This is a genomic window from Streptosporangium sp. NPDC002524 (assembly GCF_040295985.1).
Lineage (GTDB): Bacteria > Actinomycetota > Actinomycetes > Streptosporangiales > Streptosporangiaceae > Streptosporangium.
Genome location: NZ_JBEOWK010000036.1, coordinates 39,514 through 60,357 on the forward strand (window position 1 = coordinate 39,514; position 20,844 = coordinate 60,357).

At 70.2% G+C, this 20,844-nt stretch carries 20 protein-coding genes; 10 read left to right on the forward strand and 10 right to left on the reverse strand.

What is annotated here, in order from left to right:
* Positions 1–43: 43 nt before the first annotated feature.
* Positions 44–1,207, reverse strand: a complete 1,164-nt coding sequence (locus tag ABT053_RS39195) for a helix-turn-helix transcriptional regulator (protein ID WP_350976348.1) — start codon at positions 1,205–1,207, stop codon at positions 44–46.
* A gap of 236 nt (positions 1,208–1,443) precedes the next feature.
* Here ABT053_RS39195 and ABT053_RS39200 point away from each other — a divergent pair, with 236 nt between their 5' ends.
* The gene (locus tag ABT053_RS39200) at positions 1,444–1,845 is read left to right on the forward strand and encodes a DUF6326 family protein (protein ID WP_350976350.1); all 402 of its coding nucleotides are present in this window, start codon (positions 1,444–1,446) and stop codon (positions 1,843–1,845) included.
* A 265-nt stretch (positions 1,846–2,110) separates the two neighbouring features.
* Here the strand turns inward: ABT053_RS39200 and ABT053_RS39205 are convergent, their stop codons facing one another.
* Together ABT053_RS39205 and ABT053_RS39210 are read right to left on the reverse strand one after the other, a co-directional pair.
* The gene (locus tag ABT053_RS39205; RefSeq protein ID WP_350976352.1) at positions 2,111–2,770 is read right to left on the reverse strand and encodes a DsbA family oxidoreductase; all 660 of its coding nucleotides are present in this window, start codon (positions 2,768–2,770) and stop codon (positions 2,111–2,113) included.
* A 95-nt stretch (positions 2,771–2,865) separates the two neighbouring features.
* On the reverse strand, positions 2,866–3,228 hold the full coding sequence (locus ABT053_RS39210; RefSeq protein ID WP_350976354.1) for an antibiotic biosynthesis monooxygenase family protein: 363 nt from the start codon (positions 3,226–3,228) through the stop codon (positions 2,866–2,868).
* A gap of 118 nt (positions 3,229–3,346) precedes the next feature.
* On the opposite strand from ABT053_RS39210, the gene ABT053_RS39215 reads away from it, so the two are divergent.
* Positions 3,347–3,658 (forward strand): hypothetical protein, encoded by a 312-nt coding sequence (locus ABT053_RS39215; protein WP_350976356.1) that lies wholly within the window; start codon positions 3,347–3,349, stop codon positions 3,656–3,658.
* Between the two features lie 500 nt (positions 3,659–4,158).
* Here the strand turns inward: ABT053_RS39215 and ABT053_RS39220 are convergent, their stop codons facing one another.
* The 6 genes from ABT053_RS39220 to ABT053_RS39245 all read right to left on the reverse strand — a co-directional run bounded on the left by ABT053_RS39220 (position 4,159) and on the right by ABT053_RS39245 (position 13,460).
* A complete protein-coding gene (locus tag ABT053_RS39220; RefSeq protein ID WP_350976358.1) occupies positions 4,159–4,851 on the reverse strand; it encodes a DUF2306 domain-containing protein in 693 nt (230 codons plus the stop codon).
* Positions 4,852–4,953: 102 nt separating this feature from the next.
* A complete protein-coding gene (locus ABT053_RS39225; RefSeq protein ID WP_350976360.1) occupies positions 4,954–5,391 on the reverse strand; it encodes an SRPBCC family protein in 438 nt (145 codons plus the stop codon).
* Positions 5,392–5,450: 59 nt separating this feature from the next.
* Complete coding sequence (locus tag ABT053_RS39230) at positions 5,451–6,269, reverse strand: helix-turn-helix domain-containing protein (protein WP_350976363.1); 819 nt, start codon at positions 6,267–6,269, stop codon at positions 5,451–5,453.
* 278 nt (positions 6,270–6,547) lie between these two features.
* Positions 6,548–8,182, reverse strand: coding sequence for an OmpL47-type beta-barrel domain-containing protein (locus ABT053_RS39235; protein WP_350976366.1), 1,635 nt, complete (start codon positions 8,180–8,182; stop codon positions 6,548–6,550).
* An 83-nt stretch (positions 8,183–8,265) separates the two neighbouring features.
* Positions 8,266–12,210 (reverse strand): ThuA domain-containing protein, encoded by a 3,945-nt coding sequence (locus tag ABT053_RS39240; RefSeq protein ID WP_350976368.1) that lies wholly within the window; start codon positions 12,208–12,210, stop codon positions 8,266–8,268.
* A 263-nt stretch (positions 12,211–12,473) separates the two neighbouring features.
* Entirely contained in the window at positions 12,474–13,460 is a 987-nt protein-coding gene (locus ABT053_RS39245; protein ID WP_350976371.1) for a multicopper oxidase domain-containing protein, read from the reverse strand.
* A 1,130-nt stretch (positions 13,461–14,590) separates the two neighbouring features.
* Between ABT053_RS39245 and ABT053_RS39250 the strand changes: the two genes are divergently transcribed.
* On the forward strand, positions 14,591–15,322 hold the full coding sequence (locus tag ABT053_RS39250; protein WP_350976374.1) for a CPBP family intramembrane glutamic endopeptidase: 732 nt from the start codon (positions 14,591–14,593) through the stop codon (positions 15,320–15,322).
* A gap of 104 nt (positions 15,323–15,426) precedes the next feature.
* On the forward strand, positions 15,427–16,194 hold the full coding sequence (locus tag ABT053_RS39255; protein ID WP_350976376.1) for a GOLPH3/VPS74 family protein: 768 nt from the start codon (positions 15,427–15,429) through the stop codon (positions 16,192–16,194).
* Positions 16,195–16,241: 47 nt separating this feature from the next.
* Here the strand turns inward: ABT053_RS39255 and ABT053_RS39260 are convergent, their stop codons facing one another.
* Positions 16,242–16,646 (reverse strand): RidA family protein, encoded by a 405-nt coding sequence (locus tag ABT053_RS39260; protein ID WP_350976378.1) that lies wholly within the window; start codon positions 16,644–16,646, stop codon positions 16,242–16,244.
* A 128-nt stretch (positions 16,647–16,774) separates the two neighbouring features.
* Here ABT053_RS39260 and ABT053_RS39265 point away from each other — a divergent pair, with 128 nt between their 5' ends.
* From ABT053_RS39265 to ABT053_RS39290, 6 genes are all read left to right on the forward strand, one after another.
* Positions 16,775–17,155 (forward strand): winged helix-turn-helix transcriptional regulator, encoded by a 381-nt coding sequence (locus tag ABT053_RS39265; protein ID WP_350976380.1) that lies wholly within the window; start codon positions 16,775–16,777, stop codon positions 17,153–17,155.
* 197 nt (positions 17,156–17,352) lie between these two features.
* Positions 17,353–17,961, forward strand: coding sequence for a TetR/AcrR family transcriptional regulator (locus ABT053_RS39270; protein ID WP_350976383.1), 609 nt, complete (start codon positions 17,353–17,355; stop codon positions 17,959–17,961).
* Between the two features lie 474 nt (positions 17,962–18,435).
* On the forward strand, positions 18,436–18,828 hold the full coding sequence (locus ABT053_RS39275) for an ester cyclase (RefSeq protein ID WP_350976385.1): 393 nt from the start codon (positions 18,436–18,438) through the stop codon (positions 18,826–18,828).
* An 81-nt stretch (positions 18,829–18,909) separates the two neighbouring features.
* Positions 18,910–19,596 (forward strand): SDR family NAD(P)-dependent oxidoreductase, encoded by a 687-nt coding sequence (locus tag ABT053_RS39280; protein ID WP_350976388.1) that lies wholly within the window; start codon positions 18,910–18,912, stop codon positions 19,594–19,596.
* Positions 19,597–19,720: 124 nt separating this feature from the next.
* Positions 19,721–19,987 (forward strand): hypothetical protein, encoded by a 267-nt coding sequence (locus ABT053_RS39285; RefSeq protein ID WP_350976390.1) that lies wholly within the window; start codon positions 19,721–19,723, stop codon positions 19,985–19,987.
* A 57-nt stretch (positions 19,988–20,044) separates the two neighbouring features.
* On the forward strand, positions 20,045–20,788 hold the full coding sequence (locus tag ABT053_RS39290) for an MBL fold metallo-hydrolase (protein ID WP_350976393.1): 744 nt from the start codon (positions 20,045–20,047) through the stop codon (positions 20,786–20,788).
* Positions 20,789–20,844 lie beyond the last annotated feature (56 nt).

Consider the following 20,844-nt stretch of genomic DNA (forward strand, 5'->3'; position numbering starts at 1 on the left):
GGAGATCAGCGCCGGCCGCGTCAAGGTTGCCGCCGGCTGAGGTTCAGCCGGTCAGACCGGCGTCGTGGGCGAGCAGGGCGATCTGGGTACGGTTGTTGAGGTCAAGCTTGTCGAGAATGTGCGAGATGTGGGCCTTCACGGTCGCGACGCTCATGAACAACTCCCCGCTGATCTCGGCATTGGACCCGCCCCGGCCCACGGCGACCGCCACCTCCCGCTCCCGTCCGCTGAGCAGGCTCAGCACACGCACGGCGTGCTGCCGCCGGGCCACGACACCGGTCGCCGCGGGCACGGCCGCCGACTCCCCCACCCGGCAGTCGAGCGACACCCGCATGCCCGCACGCCGCGACTGATCGACCAGGTCAGGAAGATCGGCCAAGGTGGGCTGAGGCCCCTCCCCGGACCGGCCGAGACCGACACGGAGCATGCCAATGACCTCACGCAGATCCTCCAGCGCCCGGTGCGCACTGTCACGGATCACCCCGGCAGCCCGGGCGACCTCCTCGGGCGCGGCATCGGGACGAAGCTCCAGCGCCCCGGCGTGCAAACTGAGCAGAGACAGACGGTGGGCGAGCACATCGTGCATCTCCCGGGCGATCCGGTCACGCTCGGACTGACGGACCTGGGCGAGACGCAACTCCCGCTCGGATTCGACCCGCCGGGCCCGTTCACGCAGAGACTGCCGCCGGGCCCGTACGAACATCCCCCAGGCGAGCACCGCGGCGATACAGGCGAAACCCAGCAGGACCTGCCACCACGGCGGCACCGGGACATCCGGCCGGACCAGCGGCGTCAGGAACGGCACCAGCACGCACCCGGCCAAGACCGGACCGGCCACCACCACACGCCGGTGCGCCGCGACGGTGAACAACGCGATCAGCGCCACCCCCGCCGCCGACATCGAATAGACGCTGAACACCACCGCGACCACCGCGAAACCGACCGGCCATCGCCGGCGCAACCACACCCCCAGACAGCTCAGCCCACCGAGAACGGCGTCCACCGCGAACGGCACCGGTGCGAGACCCTGGCCAAGACCTTCCACCACACCGAGCACCGTGAGCCCCACGGCCAGCAGGAACAACACCACATCGGCCGCCCGGTCACGCCCGATGCGCCCGGCCGGGCGCGACCGGACGGGCTCAGGACCGCTGAGCGCGTCGGCGGGAAGCAGGATCCGATGCTCCAGGCCTGCCGGGGTCGTCACGCTCAAAGGGTACGACCGCCCCCGGCCCAGCGGAATCCGACCAAAGTAGATCCCGCACCGCCGACCTACGGCCATCCGGGCGCCGACCCATGGCCGTGGCGATACGCCCACCCGTCACGCCAGCCTGTCCCCACGACCGGTACGGGCGGCTTCCGCCATCGCCGGGCAGCCCCGCGGAACCAGCCGGGAACCCCCGGACCCCTCGTCCGACGACCCAGAAAGGCGCCGAGGCCGAAATGAGCGACGTACGAGCAAGACTCTCCACCCTGTGGACCGTCGTCATCTTCACCATGCTCTACGCGGATGTCCTCAGTTTCCTGGACGCCGGATTTCTACGGGGACTCATGGCGGGGCACGCCGAGGGCGTTACCGTCACCCCGCTACTCCTGGTGGGATCCGCGATCATGGTCGAGATCCCGATCGCGATGGTGGTGTTGTCGCGCGTGCTGAAACCGGCGGCCACCCGGCGGGTCACCCTGGTGGCGGCCCCACTGACCGCGGCGTTCGTCATCGGCGGCGGATCGGCGAAACCCCACTACCTGCTCTTGGCCGCCGTGGAAGTGCTGTGCCTGGCCGCCATCCTGCGGCAGGCCTGGCGCATGGACACCTCACCCACCGTGAACCGTCCTGCGGGATGAAGCTTCGCCAATGCCAGACCCGGCGGACCTCAAGACCACCTCCGTCAGATGCGCGTACCGGCCCACACATGCCTGGGCGCGCAGGCGGCCTCTTGCTGGCCTCCGAGGAGGCTGAGTACAGAAGCGGTAGACCGTTGATCTTCGTACCGGTTCGGTGACAGCACCCGTTTGGGCAGGTCGTGGGACCTACGTTCCTGGGCCATGCCTTTGTCCATCGCTGATGACAACTCCTTCCAGAAAGAGATGGCATGACCGGAGTCATCCGTCAGCCTGGCCGGTCAGGATTGATCAGAACGCCGTGTGAGCCGCTCAGGTCGTTTCGCAGGAGCTGCTGCAGATCGGCCACCGGCTGGACGCCGGAGACCGGCGGGCGGCCGTCGATCACGAGGCTGGGCACACCGGTGACGCCGTGCTCGGCCGCGCGACGCCGATCGGCGCGTACCTCCTCCGCGTAGTCGTCGCCGTCCAGCACAGTGCGCATCTCCCCGGCATCCAGTCCGGCCTCGCCGCCGAGACGCTGCAGGACCTGCGCGTCAGCCACGTTGTGCCCCTCGGTGTGGTAGGCGTACAGCAGCAACTCCATCATCTGGTCGGCCCGGCCGCGGTCGGCGGCGAGCTTGACCAGCCGGTGCGCGTCGAAGGTGTTCACCGGGCGGGCCAGATGCAGGTTCAGCTCCAAACCCTCCGCCGCGCCCAGAGACCGGATCCGGTCGATGCGGGCGGGCGCCTGCTCGCCCCACCAGCCGGCCATGGCCGCCGCGGCGGTCGGGCCAGGCGTACGGCCTTCCTCCGGCGCAAGCTCGTAGGCGCACCAGACGATCTCATCGCTGTCACGGCCGGCGTGCTGGGACAAGGCGGCCGCCAGGCGTCTCTTGCCGATGTAACACCAGGGGCACAACACATCGGCGTATATCTCAAGCTTCATGAACATCCCGCACAGTGATCGTAATTGATGGAGCGAACTCGGCGACCCGGCGTGCTGCCGGCGGACACCACCGCCCGCCGACAGGGACCGGACGATCAGGCATCGAGGCGCTGCGGCCCAGGACCGACCTCACGGACGACGGTGTAGGTGGGCACCCCGGTCATACGGGGTTCGGCCTTACCGGACAGACCCTCCAGCGCCTTGCCGATCGCGGCCATCCGGCCATCGGTGTCGGAGGTCTCCACGAAGTGGCGGTAATCCGCCTCGCTCGCCCAGCGCACGATGTTGTACACCCGGGTCCCGTCGGTGCTCACATGAAAACGAGCCGAGTGATAGCCAGGATAGAAGCGCACCCACCTCTCCTGGATCTCCGCGAACGCCTCCACAAGCTCACGCTGCGTGTCAAAGCCATCAACGGTGTAGTCGATGATCGAATACAAACCGGAATCCGTGCTCAACAGGCACACTCCTCAAGGTCGGATACAGGGGGCAACGCCTCGGCCGCCATCCTGCAACCTCAACCACAATCGAGGTCAAACGCCTGGGCGAAGGCGCAACCGATCCCGCCTGCTTCCGGTGAAGAACGGCCGCCGCGCCCCCAACACCATCGACACCCACCTGTCGGCCATCGACGACTTCTACGTCCGCCACGTCCAGCTCACCGCCAGCCCACGCGACACGGCTCTGGCGCTGCTGCCCTACTTCACCGGACCGCGCATCGCCGAGGTCGTCGGCCTCGACACCTGGCCGACGTCCGGCTGTCGGCCCGTAACGGCGAACTACGCATCCGCCTCCTCGGCCACGGCTCTCTGGACACCACCCGCCGGTGCCCTGCCCACCGAGGCCGACAAGGCTGCCGCTCCGGATGCCCTCATCACGGACCATTGACAGGCGAAGCAGTCGCAATTCGCTACCGCCAATTTCCGTACTCAGCCTCTTCGAAGGCCCGCTTGTGGTTGATGAGTCTTTAGTCCATATGTAAATGATCTTGAACTTCAGGCCAGCGCCTTTACAATGTAGATTTATTACCCTGCTTCACAGACGCTCGTCCCGGAATTGAGCACACCGCCTCGCGACCCGCTGAAGCCCCCTCGCCTCCATGAATCCAGTCGTCGGCCGGCGCGGATTCGCCGACCCATGAGCGCGACCACCACCACCTCGACGTGCCCTCAGCACGCGGCCGCGCACAGGGGTAGCCCTTCGCTGCCGCCGCCGCTCCTCCGGCCGGGATCGGCACCGGCCACCGACAACGTCCGCACGATGCCCGCGTCCCCCGCACGGCGGCCCGACAGAGGGCCACGCCGCCGCCCTCATCAGGCCCGTTCAGTGGACGACGCCGTCGGCGCCGCCCACGTTGTCAACCTTCCGTGATATTAGGTTAGCTTTCGTCATACCGGCGTGGAGACCCGTGGGGTGTCCCGGTGCCGCTGGCGGCGGGCCAGGGGGGCCAGCGTGCGCTGGACGATAAAGTACTCGGCTACCAGGACGTTGCCCAGGATGGACGCCCACACGGCGGAGGTGTAGATCGCCTCGAACCCCGCCGAGGGCGACAGCTGCAGGCCGAGGAGCAGGTAGACGCGCAGGGTGACCGCGGCGAACGTCAGAGCGTAGTTACGGATCATCCAGATCCGGTGCAGCCCCACCTCGCCGCGGCGGATGCTCCGGTAGGCCATGGCCAGGGTGTACAGCCACGCCGCCACGAGGATGAAGAACGCGACCTGGACCGCGAAGCCGCTGATCGTGATCGCGGCGTTGACCGCGGCCGCGACGGACGCGATCACGACGGAGATCATGTACACCCGGCCGGCGACGCGGTGCAGCGCGGGCCGGCGGACGCGCAGGCGGCTGACGAACTGCACCGGCCCGAGGGCCAGGGCGAGGCCACCCGGGAGGGCGTGCACCATCAGGGACAGGTAGTGCAGCGCCACCTCCGGATTGAGGGGCAACGGGACGTCGGCCGCGTCTCCGGTCAGGTACGGCGGTACCGACCCGACGGCGAAGCCGACCGCGGACAGTGCCATCAGCCCCCACAGCACCCACCACTTCCGGACGCGGATGGAACGTGCTCTCGTCATGGACATCGGGTGTCCCCTCACTGGTCTCGGATGGTCGAAAAACGGCTACGGGCCGCGACGGGGGCGCGTTACGCCCCGGACTTCGCCGCCACCGCGGGAAGATGCCGATCACCCGTCGGTGGCGTTCGCGTACGCGGCGAGACCGTCGGCCATGCGTTGCATGAAGCGGGACAGGTACCACTGCCAGAAACCACCCGAGAGCGGCATCTTGGGGATGAAGGTGGCAGACCACGTGATGTGCGTGCCCCCGCCGGGCTCCGGGGCGAGTTCGACGGTCCCGCGGTAGGAGCGGAAGGGCCCGCTCACGCTGTCGTAGACGAACCGCCGGTCGTCGACCAGTTCGACGATCCGCTCCCGGGAGACGCCGCGGCCGCTGCGGAAGATCCTGGTGTCGCCGGCCTCCTGCCGGTCCCCGGGATCGCCGCCCTCGACGTCGGCGGAGTCGATCGGCGACCACCGGGGCCAGGTGGCCGGGTGGACGAGCGCCGCGAAGACGGCGTCAGGAGCGGCCCGCGAGCGTGCGCTCACGCCATAGGAGTACGGCATGCCCACAAACGTAGAAGCCGCCGACGTCACTGGACATGCGGGAGATTGCGGTCAATCGATCAGTTCTTGCGGTACGCCGAGGGGCGGACACCCGTATGGCGCAGGAAGGCCGACGACAGCGCGCCCGAAGTGGCGAACCCGCACCGCGAGGCGATCTGCTCGACGCTGAGGGAGCCGGTGGACAGCAGCCGCCGCGCCCGCTCGATCCGCAACCGGGTGAGGTACCGGTGCGGTGTCTCGCCGGTGGCCTGCCGGAACACACGGACGAAGTGGTACACGCTCAAGTGGACCTCGGCGGCGATCGTGGCCAGCGTCAGGGGTTCGGCCAGGCGATCTCGCATGATGGCGACGCCCGCCCGGACGGCGGCGTGCTCGGGACCGGGCAGGCGCACGCCCCTGCCGAGGGTGAGCACGTGCGTCGAGAGGAACGCCGCGGCGGACTCCGCGTACAGGTCGCCGGCGCCGCCGGTGCCCGGCAGCGCGCGGAGAAGCTGCTCGACGACCGGATCTCCCGCCTGAAGGGCGGCGGAGAGCCCCTCGAAGTCGGGCTCACGACCGCCCAGCGCCCCGGCCGCCTCCCGGACGGCCGACGAGGGGATGTGCACCTGGACGGTCCGCAACCTCGACGTCGCCCGGTAGGTGAAGGAGGTGGCGCGCCCGGGGACCATGAGCTCCAGGTGGCCCGGCCCCCACCGCCGCTCGACGGGCCTGCCGCCGGCGTACAGCCGGACGACCGCGTTGCCCGCCACGCACAGCACGATGTGCAGGTCGGACACCGCGGGCAGCGGGAGGTGCTCGGCCTCGGACGCGTGGTCGAAACTCTGCACCAGCAGCGACCGCCACCCGGCGTTGTCCCAGCTGTTGTACGTGTGCCGCACATACGCCGGTGTGTCGAAATCGGCATAAGACGATGTATCGAAGTCAGGCGAATCGAACACGCCACGAGTCTAGTCGGCGGTCAGATTCCTGACAGGGCCCCGCGATCCGCTCTCCCCGGCCACCCGCCGCCTCCTCATCAAAAACCGGCCGGGACCCGGGCCGTCGCCGCCTTCCGGGCGGCCTGACGCGTGAGCGGCCCCGTCCGAGGACGGGGGCCGCTCACCGGCCGGCGAACTCGCCTCCCGGGGCGGCCGTCACCCCTTCCCGGCGGCTGTCGCTACTCGCCGCCGGCTTCCACGATCATGAACTTGGCCGTGCCCACCGCCATGTTCCCGGCCTTGTCCTCGGCCCGGTACGACAGGGTGTGCGCGCCGGGCTGGTTGACCACCAGCGGCTGCGTGTACGCCGCGAACGGCTGGCCGTCGAGCGAGTACTCCACGGCGTCCAGCCCGGAGCCGACGTCGCTCGCCGTCAGCTTCACCGTCGCCGAGCCGACGTAGTTCCAGGCCCAGTCCTGGGTGCCGGTGATCGCGGCCGACACCTGCGGCAGCGTGGTGTCGTCCTCCGGAGCCACCACGGTGAACCTCAGCGTCGCCACCGCCGAGGTGTTCCCGGCCTTGTCGGTGGCCCGGTACGACAGGGTGTGCGCGCCCGCCTTGGTGACCGACACGGGGGACGGGTACTCGGTGTAGGCCCCGCCGTCGAGCGAGTACTCCACCGTGGCCACCCCCGACTCGGTGTCGCTCACCGAGATCATCACGGTCGCCGAGCCGACGTAGTTGCCCGCCGAGTCCTGCTCGCCCGACAGCTGCGCCGAGACCTGCGGAGGAGTGGTGTCCTCCTCCTCCGAGGCCGCCACCGTGAACTCCACCGACTCCACGGGCGAGGTGTTGCCCGCCTTGTCGGTGGCCCGGAAGGTCACCGTGTGCGCGCCGGGCTGGCCGACCGTCAGCGGCTGCGTGTACACCGCGAACGGCTGGCCGTCGAGCGAGTACTCCACGGTGTCGACCCCGGAGCCGGTGTCGCTCGCCGTGACCGTCACCGTCGCCGCGCCCACGTACTCGCCGTCCGCGTCCCGCTCACCGGTCACCACCCCGGTGACCTCGGGCGCGGTGGTGTCCTCCTCCTGCGGGGCCACCACCGTGAACGCCACCGAGCCCACGGCCGAGGTGTTGCCCGCCTTGTCGGTGGCGCGGAAGGTCACCGTGTGCGCCCCCGCCTGGTTGACCGACACCGGGGCCGAGTAGGCCGCGAACGCCCCGCCGTCGAGCGCGTACTCCACGGTGTCCACGCCGGACTCGGTGTCGCTCGCCGAGACCGTGACCGTCGCCGCGCCCACGTAGGCGCCGTTCGCGTCCCGGTCGCCCGCCACCTGCGCGGAGACCTGCGGCGCGGTCGTGTCCTCGCCGCCGCCTTCGGTGACGACGAGTTCGCCGACCATCTGGCCGTGACCGGGGATCACGCAGTAGTAGCGGTACTTGCCGGGGGTGAGGTTCACCTGGGCGGTGTGCCGGCCGCCCTCGGCGTCGAAGGGGCTGGCGATGATGTTGAGGCTGACGTCGTGGTTGTAGCCGGGGGTGGAGGTGTCGAACGTCAGCGTGTGCGTCATGCCGGTGGTGTTGCCGGTGGCCGCGCTGTTCTCGAAGACGATGGTGGCGGGGCCCGCCGTCGCCGATTCCGGCGTCGACTTGTAGGCGGTCATGCTGTTGTCGGCGGTCCAGGTGAGCACCTGGTCCGCCGCCTGCGCGGCGGTGAGCTGCGCGCGGGGCTGCGCGGCGGCCTGGACCGACGACAGCAGGAGCGCGGGAAGCGCCACGGCGAGCAGCGCCACGGCGAGGCGCGGCGCCGTCACGGCTCCGGACGCCCGCCGCAGGGCTCTGATCACGAGGGAGGGGAGGGATCCGACATGCATGTGTCGATGCACCTTTCCGAGCTGGGGTGGGGTGCCGGGCACGGGGAACGCTCCCCGGCCCGGCACCCGGCCGGTGTACCGTCCTAGAGGTCGCGCACGCGGATGTTGCGGAAGTCGATCACGTCGTTGTTGCCGTGGTTCTGCAGCCCGACGAACCCGCTGATGAACTGGCGCAGGTCCGTGGGCGGGTCACCGGCGCGCGACGACGCCTTGCCCGGCGTGTTGTCGAACTCGCTGATCACCGTGCCGTTGCGGATGATCGTGTAGTGCTGGCCGACCGCCCGGACCTCGTAGTCGTTCCACCGGCCCTTCGGGGTCGCCCCGGCCCGGTTCAGGGCGTTGGGCGAGAAGTTGTAGACCGAGCCCGTCTTCTGCGGCTCGCCTGTGTCGCCGTCGTAGATCTGGATCTCGTGGCCGCAGAAGATCGCGACCCACGCGGGTGACGTGCGCGCCGCGCCGACCGTGCCGCAGCTTCCGGCGGGACGCTGCTCCAGCGGGGTCCTCGGGTCCGGGAACCGGACGAAGACGCCGCTGTTGGCGCGATGCGGGTCGGGCGAGCTGTCACGGAACTGCAGCCGGACCGAGAAGTCCGCGTACGCCTTGTCGGAGTACCACAGCATGCCCAGGCCGCCGGAGCTGCGGATCGTGCCGTCGGGCTGGAGGGCGAACCGCCCGGACGGGGCCTGGGTCCAGCCCAGCAGCGACGACGCCGTGCCGTCGAAGATGGGCTGGTACCCGCTCACCCTCCCGACCTCCGACTTGGCGCCGGCGGCGCGCAGCGCCTCGGCCTCCTGGGCGGTGATGACACCGTCCTTGAGGAGCTGCCTCACGACGGTGTCGAGGTGCTGGACGAACTGGTTGCGGTTCTTCCAGTCGCCCTCGTCGTCGATCAGGTCGTTGATCGTGCAGCCGCCGCCGGCCACCTTGTTGCGCACGCCGGTGAGGGCGTCGAGCAGCTGCACCGTCGGCCGGGCGTCGGGCGCGGCGCAGCCGACCGTGACGGTGATCTTCCCGGTGGCCTGCTCGCCGTCGGCGTAGGTGACCTTCAGCGTCGCCTCGTAGGTGCCGAAGCCGGCGTAGGTGTGCGTCGGGGCGGCCTCCTTCGACGGCGCGCTGCCGTCGCCGAAGTCCCACTCCCACGACACGCCGCCGGCCTTGGCGCTGGAGAACGTCATCGTCCTGGGGTCGGCGTTCTGCCGGACGGGACGCGCCGTGGCGGCGTCCGGGTTCGGCGTCGCCGGGCCGCCCTTGTAGACGACGCGGACCAGCTTCTGGTTCGCGTGCAGGCTGAAGAAGCCGCTGCCGTAGTCGAGCATGTAGAGCGCGCCGTCGGGGCCGAACTTCGCGTCCATCCACGACTGGAGCTGGCCTGCGCCGTTGCCGCCCGGGATGATGTTCCGCAGGTCCTCGGCGAACGCCGGCCGGCCCGCGTCCCTGGCGGTCTCGGGGTTCACGGTCACGGCGACGCGGTTGTTGGCGTTGGACTGGTCACCGATGAACCACTTGTTGTCCCAGTACTCCGGCCACGCGACCCCGCTGGCGGTGTCGGCCTGGGAGCGGTGGTAGGTCGGGCCCGACATGACCGCCTGGCCGCCGCCCTTGAGGTAGGGCATGGTCAGGGTCTCCTCGCCCTGCTTGTACGTCGGGAGACCGCTGCCGTCCTGCCGCTTGGGGTAGACCGGGCCGCCGCCCTGCGGCGAGTACCAGATCATGTTGTCGCGCGCCGGCGGGATGTCGACGAGGCCGGTGTTGCGCGGCGAGGTGTTCTTCAGGTCGTCGCAGTCGTACCACTCGGCGGGCTGGGTGGCGTTGGCGTTGCTGCGGTCGCGGTAGGGCTGCCTGTTGCCCATGCAGTACGGCCAGCCCTGGTTGCCGGCGGAGGTGAGAACCGTCACGGTCTCGTACTTCGCCGGTCCCCATGTCTCGCTCGGGCCGCCGGCGTCCGGGCCGACCCAGCCGGCCGTGATCCAGTTGTTCTCCTTGTCCCACTGCAGCCGCGCGATGTTGCGGACGCCCATCACCCAGATCTCCGCGCGGGTCTTGCCGCCGCCCTCCTCCTCGCCGGTGAACAGGTTGCCCTCGGGGACCGTGTAGGTGCCGTCGGGCTCCGGGTGGATGCGCAGGATCTTGCCGTTGAGGTCGTTGGTGTTGCCGGAGGTGCGGCGGGCGTCCTGGAAGGAGGTGCCCTTGTAGTCCTGGGTCCAGTTGTTGCCGGAGTAACCGCTGGATCCGCCGGAGGAGTTGCTGTCACCGGTGCCGATGTAGAGGTTGCCGGCCTCGTCGAAGGTCATGCCTCCGCCCGCGTGGCAGCAGCTGTGGATCTGGGTGTCCCACTGCAGGAGGTCCTTGCGGCTGGCCTGGTCGATCGTCTGGGTCCGCGAGTCGTAGTCGAACCGGGAGACCGTCCGCTTGCCGATGCGCCTGTCCCGGTCGATCGACGCGTGCGGCATCCAGTACGCGTAGATCCAGCCGTTCTCCGCGAAGTCCGGGTCCAGGGTGATGCCGACCAGGCCCTCCTCGTTCTTGACCAGCTCGTCGCCGCTGCCGCGGTTGCCCATGACGGGCAGCGTGGTCAGCAGCTTGACCTGCTTGGTCCTGGGGTCCCACTGGTGGATGGTGCCGCAGCCGAGGCCCACCTTCGGGTCGGTCCAGGCGGGGATCGGGCCGGTGGCGCACGCCGCCTTGCCGATGTAGAACACCTTGCCGTTCGGCGCGACGGTCAGGCCGTGCGGCTCGCCGATCTGGTCGAGCTGGCCCTGCGTGTTCGGCGTGGTCAGCCGTTCGGTGGTGTAGTTGGCCGCGATGGTCGCCTGGCAGTCGCCCCGGACGATGCCGGTCGCCCACCGGATGGCGCCGGCCAGGTGCGTACGGAACTGCTTGTCGCCGGTGTAGCTCGCCGCGGTGCCGCCCATGCCGGTGTAGAAGGACCGGCCGCCGTCGTAGTCACGGCACCAGGAGATGGGGTGGAACGGGCCGTTGCCGTTCATGCTCGGGTTGTAGGTCCACTCCTCGACCTGCGCGATCGTGTGGACCTTGCCCACCGGATTGGGGTTCCAGCTCAGCCACTTGTCGGTCCGCGACAGGGTGAGCGGAAGCCCCTCGTTCGCCGGATGCAGGCGGTCGACGATGTCCACGACGGCCTTCTGCTCCTTCGCCGCGGGGGGAGGCGCGGAGTCGGGCCCGAACAGCCGCAGCTCGGCGAGCTGGGTCAGGGGCTCACCGCCGTTCGCGGTGACGTTGAGCCGGTAGTACTGGTACGCCGTGGTGTTCTCGAACTTGTACTCCTTGCTCTGGGCCCGCTGGGGGAAGACCTCCCCGCTGCGCTTGTCGAGATCCGTCCAGGCCGTCCCGTTCTGCGACCCCTGGAGGGTCCAGTCCTTCGGGTCCCGGCCGGCGGAGTCGTTGGCCGACGTCAGCGCGTAGTGCGCCACCACGACGGCCTTCTCCAGCTTGCCCTGCACCCACCCGGTCGTCGTCCGGGCCAGCCACTTGGTGTCGTTGTCCCCGTCGAAGACCTTGTCCTTGGTCTCGTTCGGCGGGTTCTCCGCGCTCGCCGCGGCCTCCGTCACCTTCTCCGCGATGGGGAGGGCGCCGACGGGACGGGTGCCGATCAGTTCGGTGAACCAGGCCGAGTCCACCTGCGCGCGGGCGGCGTCGCGGATGCCGACGAACCCGCCGCCGCCCCTGATGTACGCCTGGAAGGCGGCGAGCTGCGACTCGTCCAGGCTCACGCCGTTGGCGGACAGGAACACCACGCCGCGGAACCGCGCCAGGTTGCCGGCGGTGAAGACCGCCGGATCCTGGGCCTCCTCGACGGAGAACCCGTTCTTCGCGCTTAGTTCCCTGATCGCCGTCGCGGCCGCGCGCACCGGGTCGTCCTGCTGCGCGGCCTGGCCGCTGAAGACCAGCACGTTGACGGCGGGCTTCTTGGCGGCCGGGGCGGGGGCCTGCGCCTGTGGCCGGGCCTGCGCCTGGGCCGGCACGGCGGCCGGGGCCGCCAGTCCGAGCACCAGGACGGCACTCGACATCGTGATCAGTACGCGCCGCCAGGCGGGTGGCCGGGGCGGTGAATAGCCTGTTCGACCCATCATCACTCCTTGGGATCGAGGGGGGTTCGGAACCGTTCGCGGACGAGTTCGGGAGTCGGCCGCGGTCCGGGATGTCGACGTCTGCGTGGGGCCGTGCTCGTACGGCATGGGGCGACCGGGTCCGGTCTCGGAGGGTGGCCGGAGGTCCGGTCTGGGAGGGTGGCCGGGGGGCGGCCAGGGGCCGGGCCGGCCGGGCGCGGCCGTCAGTGGCCCGTGTGGCCGCCGCCCGCGTGGCCACCGTGACCGCCACCCGGTTGGCCCGGCACGTTGCCGTCCGCGTCCGTCACCGTGAAGATGCCGGCCATCCCCATGTCGGAGTGGCTCTGGACGTGGCAGTGGTACATCCACGCCCCCGGGCCGACGCGCTCGCCCGCGATCAGCTGGAAGCCGAACGACTCGGCGGGCCCGGTGATCTTGGTGTCGATGATCCGGCTCGGGTCCTCGAGGCTCTCCAGCATGCCGGTGCGGTTGTCGGCCCAGCGGTGCCCGTGGATGTGGAACGTGTGGTAGAACTCGCCGTGGGTGATCACGATCCACTCCACCCGCTCGCCGACCTTGGCGACGAACTCCGGCGCCTGGTGCGCGGGTTGGTTGTTGATCGTCATGTCGTTGAAGACGACGGTGAACGTCCTGTCGGGCTTGACGTCCTTCTTCCGCCGGACCACCAGCGGGCCGTACAGCCCCTGCCGGATGCCGCCCGTGCCGTGGTCGGTCCCCACCACGTGGTCGTGGTAGTGCCAGTAGCCCGCGCTGCCGGGCTCGATGCCGGCGCCGCCGCCGCGCCTGCCCTGCGCGTGGGTGCGCCAGATGTAGGTGCGCCGGCCCCCGGGCTCGACCACGCTTTCGTTCAGTCTCGTGCCGTCGCTGGCCACGTCGTAGTCCACCCCGTGGACGTGCAGGCTCGCCGTCACGTCCAGGTTGTTGACCATCTCGATCTCGAGGGTGTCGCCCTCGACCATCTCGATGAGCGGCCCGGGAATCGTGGCCTTGCCGGGCTCCAGGCCGTAGCCCAGCTGGCCGTTCTCCAGCCGTTCGGCGTACAGGGTGATGCGGCGGACCGCGCCCGTGGTCGTGCCGGCCGTACCGGCCTGGGCCGACGCCGCGGTCTGACTCGCTGTGACCAATGGTGCCAGCGCGGCTGCCGCCGCGGACGTGGTGAAGGCACGCCGGGAGAGCAGGCTTTTCGCCATGCCTCTGCCTACCTCGGTCATGGTTCCCCAATCGGTGACGCTTGCGTGAGGGTGACTTGCGGGTGCTCGGGACACCGTTTTCGCGCGCGACATGGGTCTAGGCCTTGACCGGTCGCGTCGTGATCGGTGGTGCTGCGGGGGGTAGTGAGATCAACATCCGATCGAAGTACGCTCCATTTTCGGCGAAATGTCAAGAAGTATCACTGGAAGAGTCAGAACTTCTGCTCACATCTGGCCAAAGGTGACGGTGACTGTTACGGTAACTCCAAGATCGAGGCCATCCGTGTCCCCAACATCCGCTCCCCCGCCCCATAAGCCCTGTCACCGCCCCTCCCGGCTCACCGCTCCTCGTGGCGATCCGGGCGCCGCCGACGAACGTGTCACCAGCCGCCGAACCTGCTCTGACCTGGGACGTCGGTGGCCCATCTGAGCCCTGCCAGTGCCCCGCCCCGATCAACGCGCCGCTCTCCTCCGCCGAATCCGGACGACGGCAGGCCGCGCACCCTCCGGGATCAAGGATCGTGCGGACGTTCTCCTCGCGTCACACGCCGATCACGTCCTCCGGGGACGCCATCGGGCGGGAGACCGGCACCGAGGCGGTGCGGGAAGACGGTCGCGGTGACCGCCGGCGGGACGCACGGGGGTTCACTTTCCGGGATGCCAGGATCGACCGGCACAGGATGTCTGTTTCGCGACGGGACCAGTGACGCCGCGTCATACGTTCGCCCGGGAAATGTCATGGCGGGGTCATGACGTGGTCGCACTGCCCGGCGAGCGCGGCGGCTGCTGGAATCGACGCATGTCCTCCACACCGGTCATCGACGTCGAACCTCCGAACCTCCGAATCTCGGCGCGGCGCGGTCCCTCCTTCGTGTTCGGAGGAGCTCGGCCGGAAGCGGGACGGCGCCGCGCGGACTCTCACGGCGGCGAAGTGCGACTCTCGCAATCCCGCCCGGCCTGACGTCCTGAAGACACATCGGCCGCGCACCAACGCGAGTCCAGAAGCGGGCCGGCCCCTCAACGGCGGGTCCAGAGGCCGGCCGGTGCCCTTGCCGGACGCCACGCGCCGGACGCCACGCGCCGGGCCCGGCGACACCCATCGAGACCACGAGAACAAGGAGTTCACCATCATGTCGACCGACCATGCCGATCACTCGCGGCAGCCTGCTCCGGCCGGCGCCACCTATCCCACGCGTCCGGGCTGGCCCGAGATCGTGGTCGGCCTCCTCGCGGCGGCGGCCGCCATAGCCGTGACCCCGTTCTTCGGCCCGCTGGGGCTGAAGTCGGACGCGGTGGCGTACGGGCTGGTCCTGGCCGCCTGGTCGGGCGTCGTCGGCCTCGTCGGCCTCGCCGCGGCCGCGCTGATCCGCATCCGCTCCTGGGGCGCCTTCAGTGTGCGCCGCACCACCTGGCGCTGGATGGGCATCGGCGTGGTCGCGGGCGTGGTCGCGTTCCTGCTCAAGGGCGTGGTGAACTACGCCGTCATCACCCTGACCGGGTTCGACGCCGATCCCCAGGGCTCGTACTACGACGCGGCAGGGGGCGGCGTGCTGCCCCTGATCCTGACCATCGCCTTCCTGTCCGTCCTCACCCCCATCGGCGAGGAGTTCCTCTTCCGCGGTGTCGTCACCAACGCCCTGCTGCGCTACGGGCCCGTCGTCGGAGTCCTGTCCAGCTCGGTGGTCTTCGCCCTCTTCCACGGCATCAACATCGCCATGACCACGGCGTTCGTGGTGGGCGTCATCGCCGCCGAGGCGATGCGCCGCAGCGGATCGATCTGGCCCGCGGTGGCCGTCCACGTCGTCAACAACATGGGCCTGCCGCTGTTCGTACTGATCACCGGGAACACCGGGCCCGGCTGATCGTCACGCCGAAGACCATGACCACGTGTCTTCGGCACGACTTCTCGTTCCGATGTCCCCGGCCCCCGACCCCCGGCACCACTTCCCACCGAAAGGCAGGACCGATGACCCAGCAGCCCGAACGACCCCTCGTCGGCGGCGAGGCCGAGACGCCCGGCGCGACAGGACGGCTCGGGGCCCCGACCCTGGCGGAGGATCTCCTGCTCCTCCTGTTCCAGCCGAACTCCGGCCTCCGATCCGGCACCGGGACCATCGCGGGCGAGAACACGCTCTTCTACACCCTCGCGGGAGCGGTGCTCGCGGATCTCGGACTCGGCGAGCATGTGCGAACCGATTCGGGCCGGGCCGGGACGACGCGGGTGCGGGCCGTCGAGGACAACCCGCCGTCGGATGACATCCTCCGCCTCACCTGGGACTACGTCTCCGAGAAGCCCCGGGGCGTCCAGACGGTGCTCGCGGCGATCGGGCCGACACTGCGTGGCCCGCTGCTCGACCGGCTCGTCGAACGCGGCGACATCCGCCGTGCGAGCCGCAAGACGCTCGGCCTGTTCGACACGAAGGTCCTCCAGGACGGCGGGAACGGGCGCCGCTCCCGGCTCCTCGAGGACGTCCGCGACGTGCTCGTCGAGGGCGCGGAACCGCGGCCCCGTGTCGCCGCGCTCGCGGCACTGCTCTCGGGAAGCGGGACGCTCCCCCAGTTCCACCGGGAGATCCCCTGGACGACCCCCGTGATCACCCGCGCCAAGGAGCTCGAACGAGGCAGTTGGGGAGCCGGAGCCGCCGCCGAGGCGGTCGCGCGCACCGTCACCGCGACCATCGTCAGCAACGTCGGCAACGTCGTCATCGCGGCGACCGTGCCTCCCGGGAACTGAGGAACGCCCCGGGCCGGCCCCCGCCACTCACCCCTGGTGCGACCGTCTCAATCGATGATCGCGGTGACTTCGGCCTCGACGAGGATGCCGGGCTCGAAAAGCACGTCCACCCCGATCAGCGCGGCCGGTGGCGTGGCGAGGTCGAACTCGCGGGCCGCCTGTTCGACGCCCGCGTTGAAGGTGTCGTACATCTCCCTCTTCCAGCCCGCGGCGTACCACGTGACGCGGACGACGTCGTGAAAGGTCGCTCCGGCCGCGTCCAGCGCCTTGGCGACGTTGCGGTAGACCTGGGCGACCTGCCCGGCGAGGTCGCCCGGTGCCACGAGCTCGCCGTTCTCGTCCCAGGCGACCTGTCCCGCGATGTGGACCTGCCTGCTCCCCCTCGCCACCGCGACGTGGTGGTAGAGCGGGACCTGGACATGCCCGTCGGGGTTGATGAGCGAAACGGTCACGAGATCTCCTGATCGGTTGTGTGGTCGAGGCGCCGGAGGGCGCCCTTACTCTCTTGCGGTTACTGGGAAACCATAGGAGAGTGTCCACTGACGTGGAAGAACGCACTTTTTGGAGACTGGGGAACCTTATGGTGACCAAGCAGTTCGCGGGCACGGCCGACGAAGCGGACCTGAGGCGCGCCGACTCCCTGGCGCGGGAGATCTTCTCGGACGTCGCCAACAAGTGGGCGCTGCTCATCATCGAGGCCCTCGGTGAGCGCACCCTCCGCTTCAGCGAACTGCGCGGCGAGGTCGAGGGCATCAGCCACAAGATGCTCACCCAGAACCTGCGCATGCTGGAGCGCAACGGCCTGGCCGAGCGGAAGGTGTATCCCACCGTGCCGCCGCGGGTCGAGTACACCCTCACCGAGCCGGGCCAGGCCCTGCGCGCGACGGTCGATCTCATCTGCGGCTGGACCCATCAGTACTTCGGCCACATCGAGACCGCCCGCGGGCGCTTCGACGCCTGACGGCTCGGTCCGGGTGGGCGGGACGAAGGAAACTCCCCGGAGGCGGGGAAGGGCCGGCTCGCCGTAGACGGAGCGGCTCCAGACGTCGCGGTCCCGGCCGGTCACTTGGCGGTCGGTCAATGCCATGAGGCGGTCGTACGTGGAGCACCCTCCCCCTATTTCTGCATCGATCGATGCAGAAGGGTTAGACTGCGGGGGTGGAGACCAGACAGCGCCGCCCGACCGGCCGACCGCGGGGATTCGACGCCGACGAGGCGCTCGAGCGCGCCCTGCTGGTGTTCTGGGAGCGGGGCTACGAGGGGGCGAGCCTGGCCAACCTGACCGACGCGATGGGCATCTCCACCACCAGCATGTACGCCACCTTCGGCAACAAGGAGGAGCTCTTCCGCAAGGCCCTGGAGCGCTACACCGAGGGTCCGAGCGCCTACCTGGCCCGGGCCCTGGACGAGCCGACCGCCCTCGGCGTCGTCACCGCGATCTTTGCCGGCACGGTGAGGACCACCACCCGCCCGGCCGGTCCCAACGGGTGCCTGGGCGTCCAGGGCGCCCTGGCCACCGGCGACTCCAGCCGTGGAGCCCGCGACCTCCTCGTCGCGTGGCGCGACAGCGGCTACTCCCGCATCCGGGAACGGTTCGAACGAGCCGTCGACGACGGCGACCTGCCGCCGGAGACCGACCCGGCACTGCTCGCCCGCTACGTCACCGCCCTGGCCTACGGCATCGCCGTGCAGGCCGCCGGCGGCGTCGGCCGCGACGAGCTCCAGGACATGGCCGATCTCGCCCTGCGCGACTGGCCGCCCCGCTGAGAGCCGCCCGGTGTCCGTCTTCGCGGACGACCGTGTCTTCACCGGCCCGGTTCGGGGCCAAGAGCACCAGGTGCCGCGGGTGGAAAGTCTTCTGCTGCGTCTCGGCCAGGCGCCCGGCTGACCCCTGAAACGACGACCCTCACGTTCCCCTGAAGCGGCGACTCCCGCGTTCCGCGCGGCCCGGCCGGGGGCTGTGACGCCTCCCGGCGTTCACGGGCCGTCCCGGCCGGTTTCGGCCGGTTTCGCCCGAGGGCCGATCGCGGTCACCCGTCCCCGCCCCCGTCCCCGCCCCCGTCTCCGTCCCCGCCTCCGCAGGTCCTCGCCATTCTGCATCGATCGATGCGGAACGTGCTACGGTGGACTTCTGCATCGATCGATGCGGAAGTCGGCGCGAGCCGACTTCGCGGGACCCCCGAGGGCACCGCAATCGCCCCGCCCGGTGCCGTACGACCGCCACGCAGAAAGGGACCCCCGATGTCCGACAGTGATCTGCGCGAGTTCTACCTGCGCTACCTCGGTGAGCTCAACGCCCACAGGTTCGACCAGATGGACGGGTTCATCGACGACCGGACCACGCTGAACGGTGAGCCCGCCACCCGCGACGACCTCATCGCCGTGCAGAAGGCCGACGTGGACGCGGTCCCGGACCTGCACTGGGAGCTCAAGGAACTGCTCTTCGACGGTGACCGCCTGGCCGCGCGGCTGGTCAACACGGGCACGCCGGTGAAGGAGTGGCTCGGAGTGGCACCCACCGGCGCCTCGTTCGAGATCACCGAGTACGCCATCTACCAGGTGCGCGACGGGCGGTTCGTACACATGACGGCCCTGCACGACGCCGGCGAACTCCTCCGGCAGCTCACCGGCTGACCCTTCGGCGCCGGCACCGGCGACGTGGAGAGCAGTCGCACCCAACGGTCCGCCCGGGCCGCACACTTCGAGAGGAAACCCATGACCGTCACACTGATCACCGGGGCCAACAAGGGCATCGGCTTCGAGACCGCCAGGCAACTTCTGGAACTGGGACACACCGTCTACATCGGTGCGCGTGACATCGAACGAGGCGAGAAGGCCGCGGCCGCCCTCGGCGCACGGTTCGTGCGGCTCGACGTGACCGACGACGCCTCGGTGAGCGACGCGCTCGCGACGATCGGCGCGGCCGAGGGACGGCTCGACGTCCTGGTGCACAACGCGGGCGTCCTCGGGAACGAACCCCTCGACGGCCCCGCGGCCCTGCGAGTGTTCGACACCAACGCGGTGGGGATCGTACGCGTCACCGAGGCGGCACTCCCCCTGCTGCGCAAGTCCTCCAACCCCACCGTGGTCACCGTGTCGAGCAGCGCCGGATCGTTCTGGGCGGTGAACAACCCCGACCGGCCCGAGTTCAACCTGCCGCTGGCGCTCTACTCCGCGTCCAAGGCGGCGGCGACCATGCTGACGGTGCAGTACGCCAAGTCCCAGCCCGGCATCAAGTTCAACGCGCTGGAGCCCGGCACCACGGCCACCGACATGACCGCGGCCTTCGGGATCGGAAGATCGCCGGAGGAGAGCGCCAGAGTCGTCGTACGCCTGGCCACCCTCGACGTGGACGGCCCGACGGGAACCTTCCAGGACGAGAACGGGGAACTGCCCTGGTAGCCGCCCCGCGGACGTGGTCCGGCGGTGGCCACGATCGTCTCCTCCGGGAGGAGCGCACGAACCGGCCGGATCGCGGAAGAGCGCACGAACCGGCCGGATCGCGAACGGCCAAGGTGACCCGGCCGTGCCGCCCAAGGCACCGCCCCTCTCCGGCGGTTTTCCTCCCGATCCGACCGGTCCTCGGCTGACCGCCATCACCGCCGACCCGTCCGGCATCTGGATCACCGGGGAGATCGGGACGTCGTCGTTCCCGCTCTCCCGGACGGCGGGCTCCGGCCGGCGCGGCGAGGACACTTCCGCGAAGGCCGGACGCGTGGTCCGTGGCCTCCCGCCCATCCCCAACGGCAGGGGCGGCCACTGGTTTCTCGGCTCCACCGACGTCAACGGTTGAGGCGGCGGGTTGGTGACCTGTTCGCGCAGGTGGCGAATCGGCCGTTAGGGTTCGTGGATGTTGCTGACGATCCTTGGCGGATGCGGCGCGTGGCCGGGAGCGGGCCAGGCCTGCGGCGGTTATCTCGTGGAGCACGACGGGTTCAGGCTGCTCGTCGACCCCGGGTACGCGACGGTGCCGCGGCTGCTGGAACGGGTCACCGCCGATCAGGTCGACGCGGTGTTCGTCACCCACGGACATCCCGATCACTGCGCCGACCTGAACCCGTTGCTGCGGGCGCGCGCGTTCCGTGACGACCCGCCGGCCCCCCTGCCGGTGTACTCGCTGCCCGGCGCCCTGGACGCGGTGCTCGCGCTGGACCGCCCCGGAATGCTGACCGACGCCTATGTCCCGCGCGCGTTCACCGCGGGCGACCGGATCGACATCGGCCCGTTCCGTGCGCGGACCCGCCTGCTGCCGCACTCGGTGCCCAATGCCGGCGTACGGCTGGCGGCGGGCGGGCGGGTGCTCGCCTACACCGGCGACACCGCCCCGAGCCCCGAGGTGGTGGAGCTGGCGCGCGGCGCCGACCTGTTCCTGGCCGAGGCCACCTACGTGGACCGGGTCCCGGAGGATTCGCGGCGCAACCTGTCCAGCGCCCGCCAGGCAGGCCGGCAGGCCAGGGAGGCCGGAGTCGGACACCTGCTGCTGACTCACCTGCAGCCCGGTACGGACGCCACCGCCGCGCGAGCCGCCGCCGGAGCCGAGTACGACGGCGAGATCGGCGTCGCCACCTCCGGTCTCGTCGTCGATCTTCCCTGACCTCCCTGACTTCCCTGAGCGAGGCCTCCGCGACTTCCCTGAGCGAGGCCTCCGCC

Bases quoted from the DNA above. Each gene is read 5' to 3' on its own strand.
- ABT053_RS39200 (WP_350976350.1), top strand. From the start codon at position 1,444: ATGAGCGACGTACGAGCAAGACTCTCCACCCTGTGGACCGTCGTCATC.
- ABT053_RS39205 (WP_350976352.1), bottom strand. From the start codon at position 2,770: ATGAAGCTTGAGATATACGCCGATGTGTTGTGCCCCTGGTGTTACATC.
- ABT053_RS39220 (WP_350976358.1), bottom strand. From the start codon at position 4,851: ATGTCCATGACGAGAGCACGTTCCATCCGCGTCCGGAAGTGGTGGGTG.
- ABT053_RS39225 (WP_350976360.1), bottom strand. From the start codon at position 5,391: ATGCCGTACTCCTATGGCGTGAGCGCACGCTCGCGGGCCGCTCCTGAC.
- ABT053_RS39235 (WP_350976366.1), bottom strand. From the start codon at position 8,182: ATGCATGTCGGATCCCTCCCCTCCCTCGTGATCAGAGCCCTGCGGCGG.
- ABT053_RS39240 (WP_350976368.1), bottom strand. From the start codon at position 12,210: ATGTCGAGTGCCGTCCTGGTGCTCGGACTGGCGGCCCCGGCCGCCGTG.
- ABT053_RS39245 (WP_350976371.1), bottom strand. From the start codon at position 13,460: ATGGCGAAAAGCCTGCTCTCCCGGCGTGCCTTCACCACGTCCGCGGCG.
- ABT053_RS39250 (WP_350976374.1), top strand. From the start codon at position 14,591: ATGTCGACCGACCATGCCGATCACTCGCGGCAGCCTGCTCCGGCCGGC.
- ABT053_RS39255 (WP_350976376.1), top strand. From the start codon at position 15,427: ATGACCCAGCAGCCCGAACGACCCCTCGTCGGCGGCGAGGCCGAGACG.
- ABT053_RS39265 (WP_350976380.1), top strand. From the start codon at position 16,775: ATGGTGACCAAGCAGTTCGCGGGCACGGCCGACGAAGCGGACCTGAGG.
- ABT053_RS39275 (WP_350976385.1), top strand. From the start codon at position 18,436: ATGTCCGACAGTGATCTGCGCGAGTTCTACCTGCGCTACCTCGGTGAG.
- ABT053_RS39280 (WP_350976388.1), top strand. From the start codon at position 18,910: ATGACCGTCACACTGATCACCGGGGCCAACAAGGGCATCGGCTTCGAG.
- ABT053_RS39290 (WP_350976393.1), top strand. From the start codon at position 20,045: ATGTTGCTGACGATCCTTGGCGGATGCGGCGCGTGGCCGGGAGCGGGC.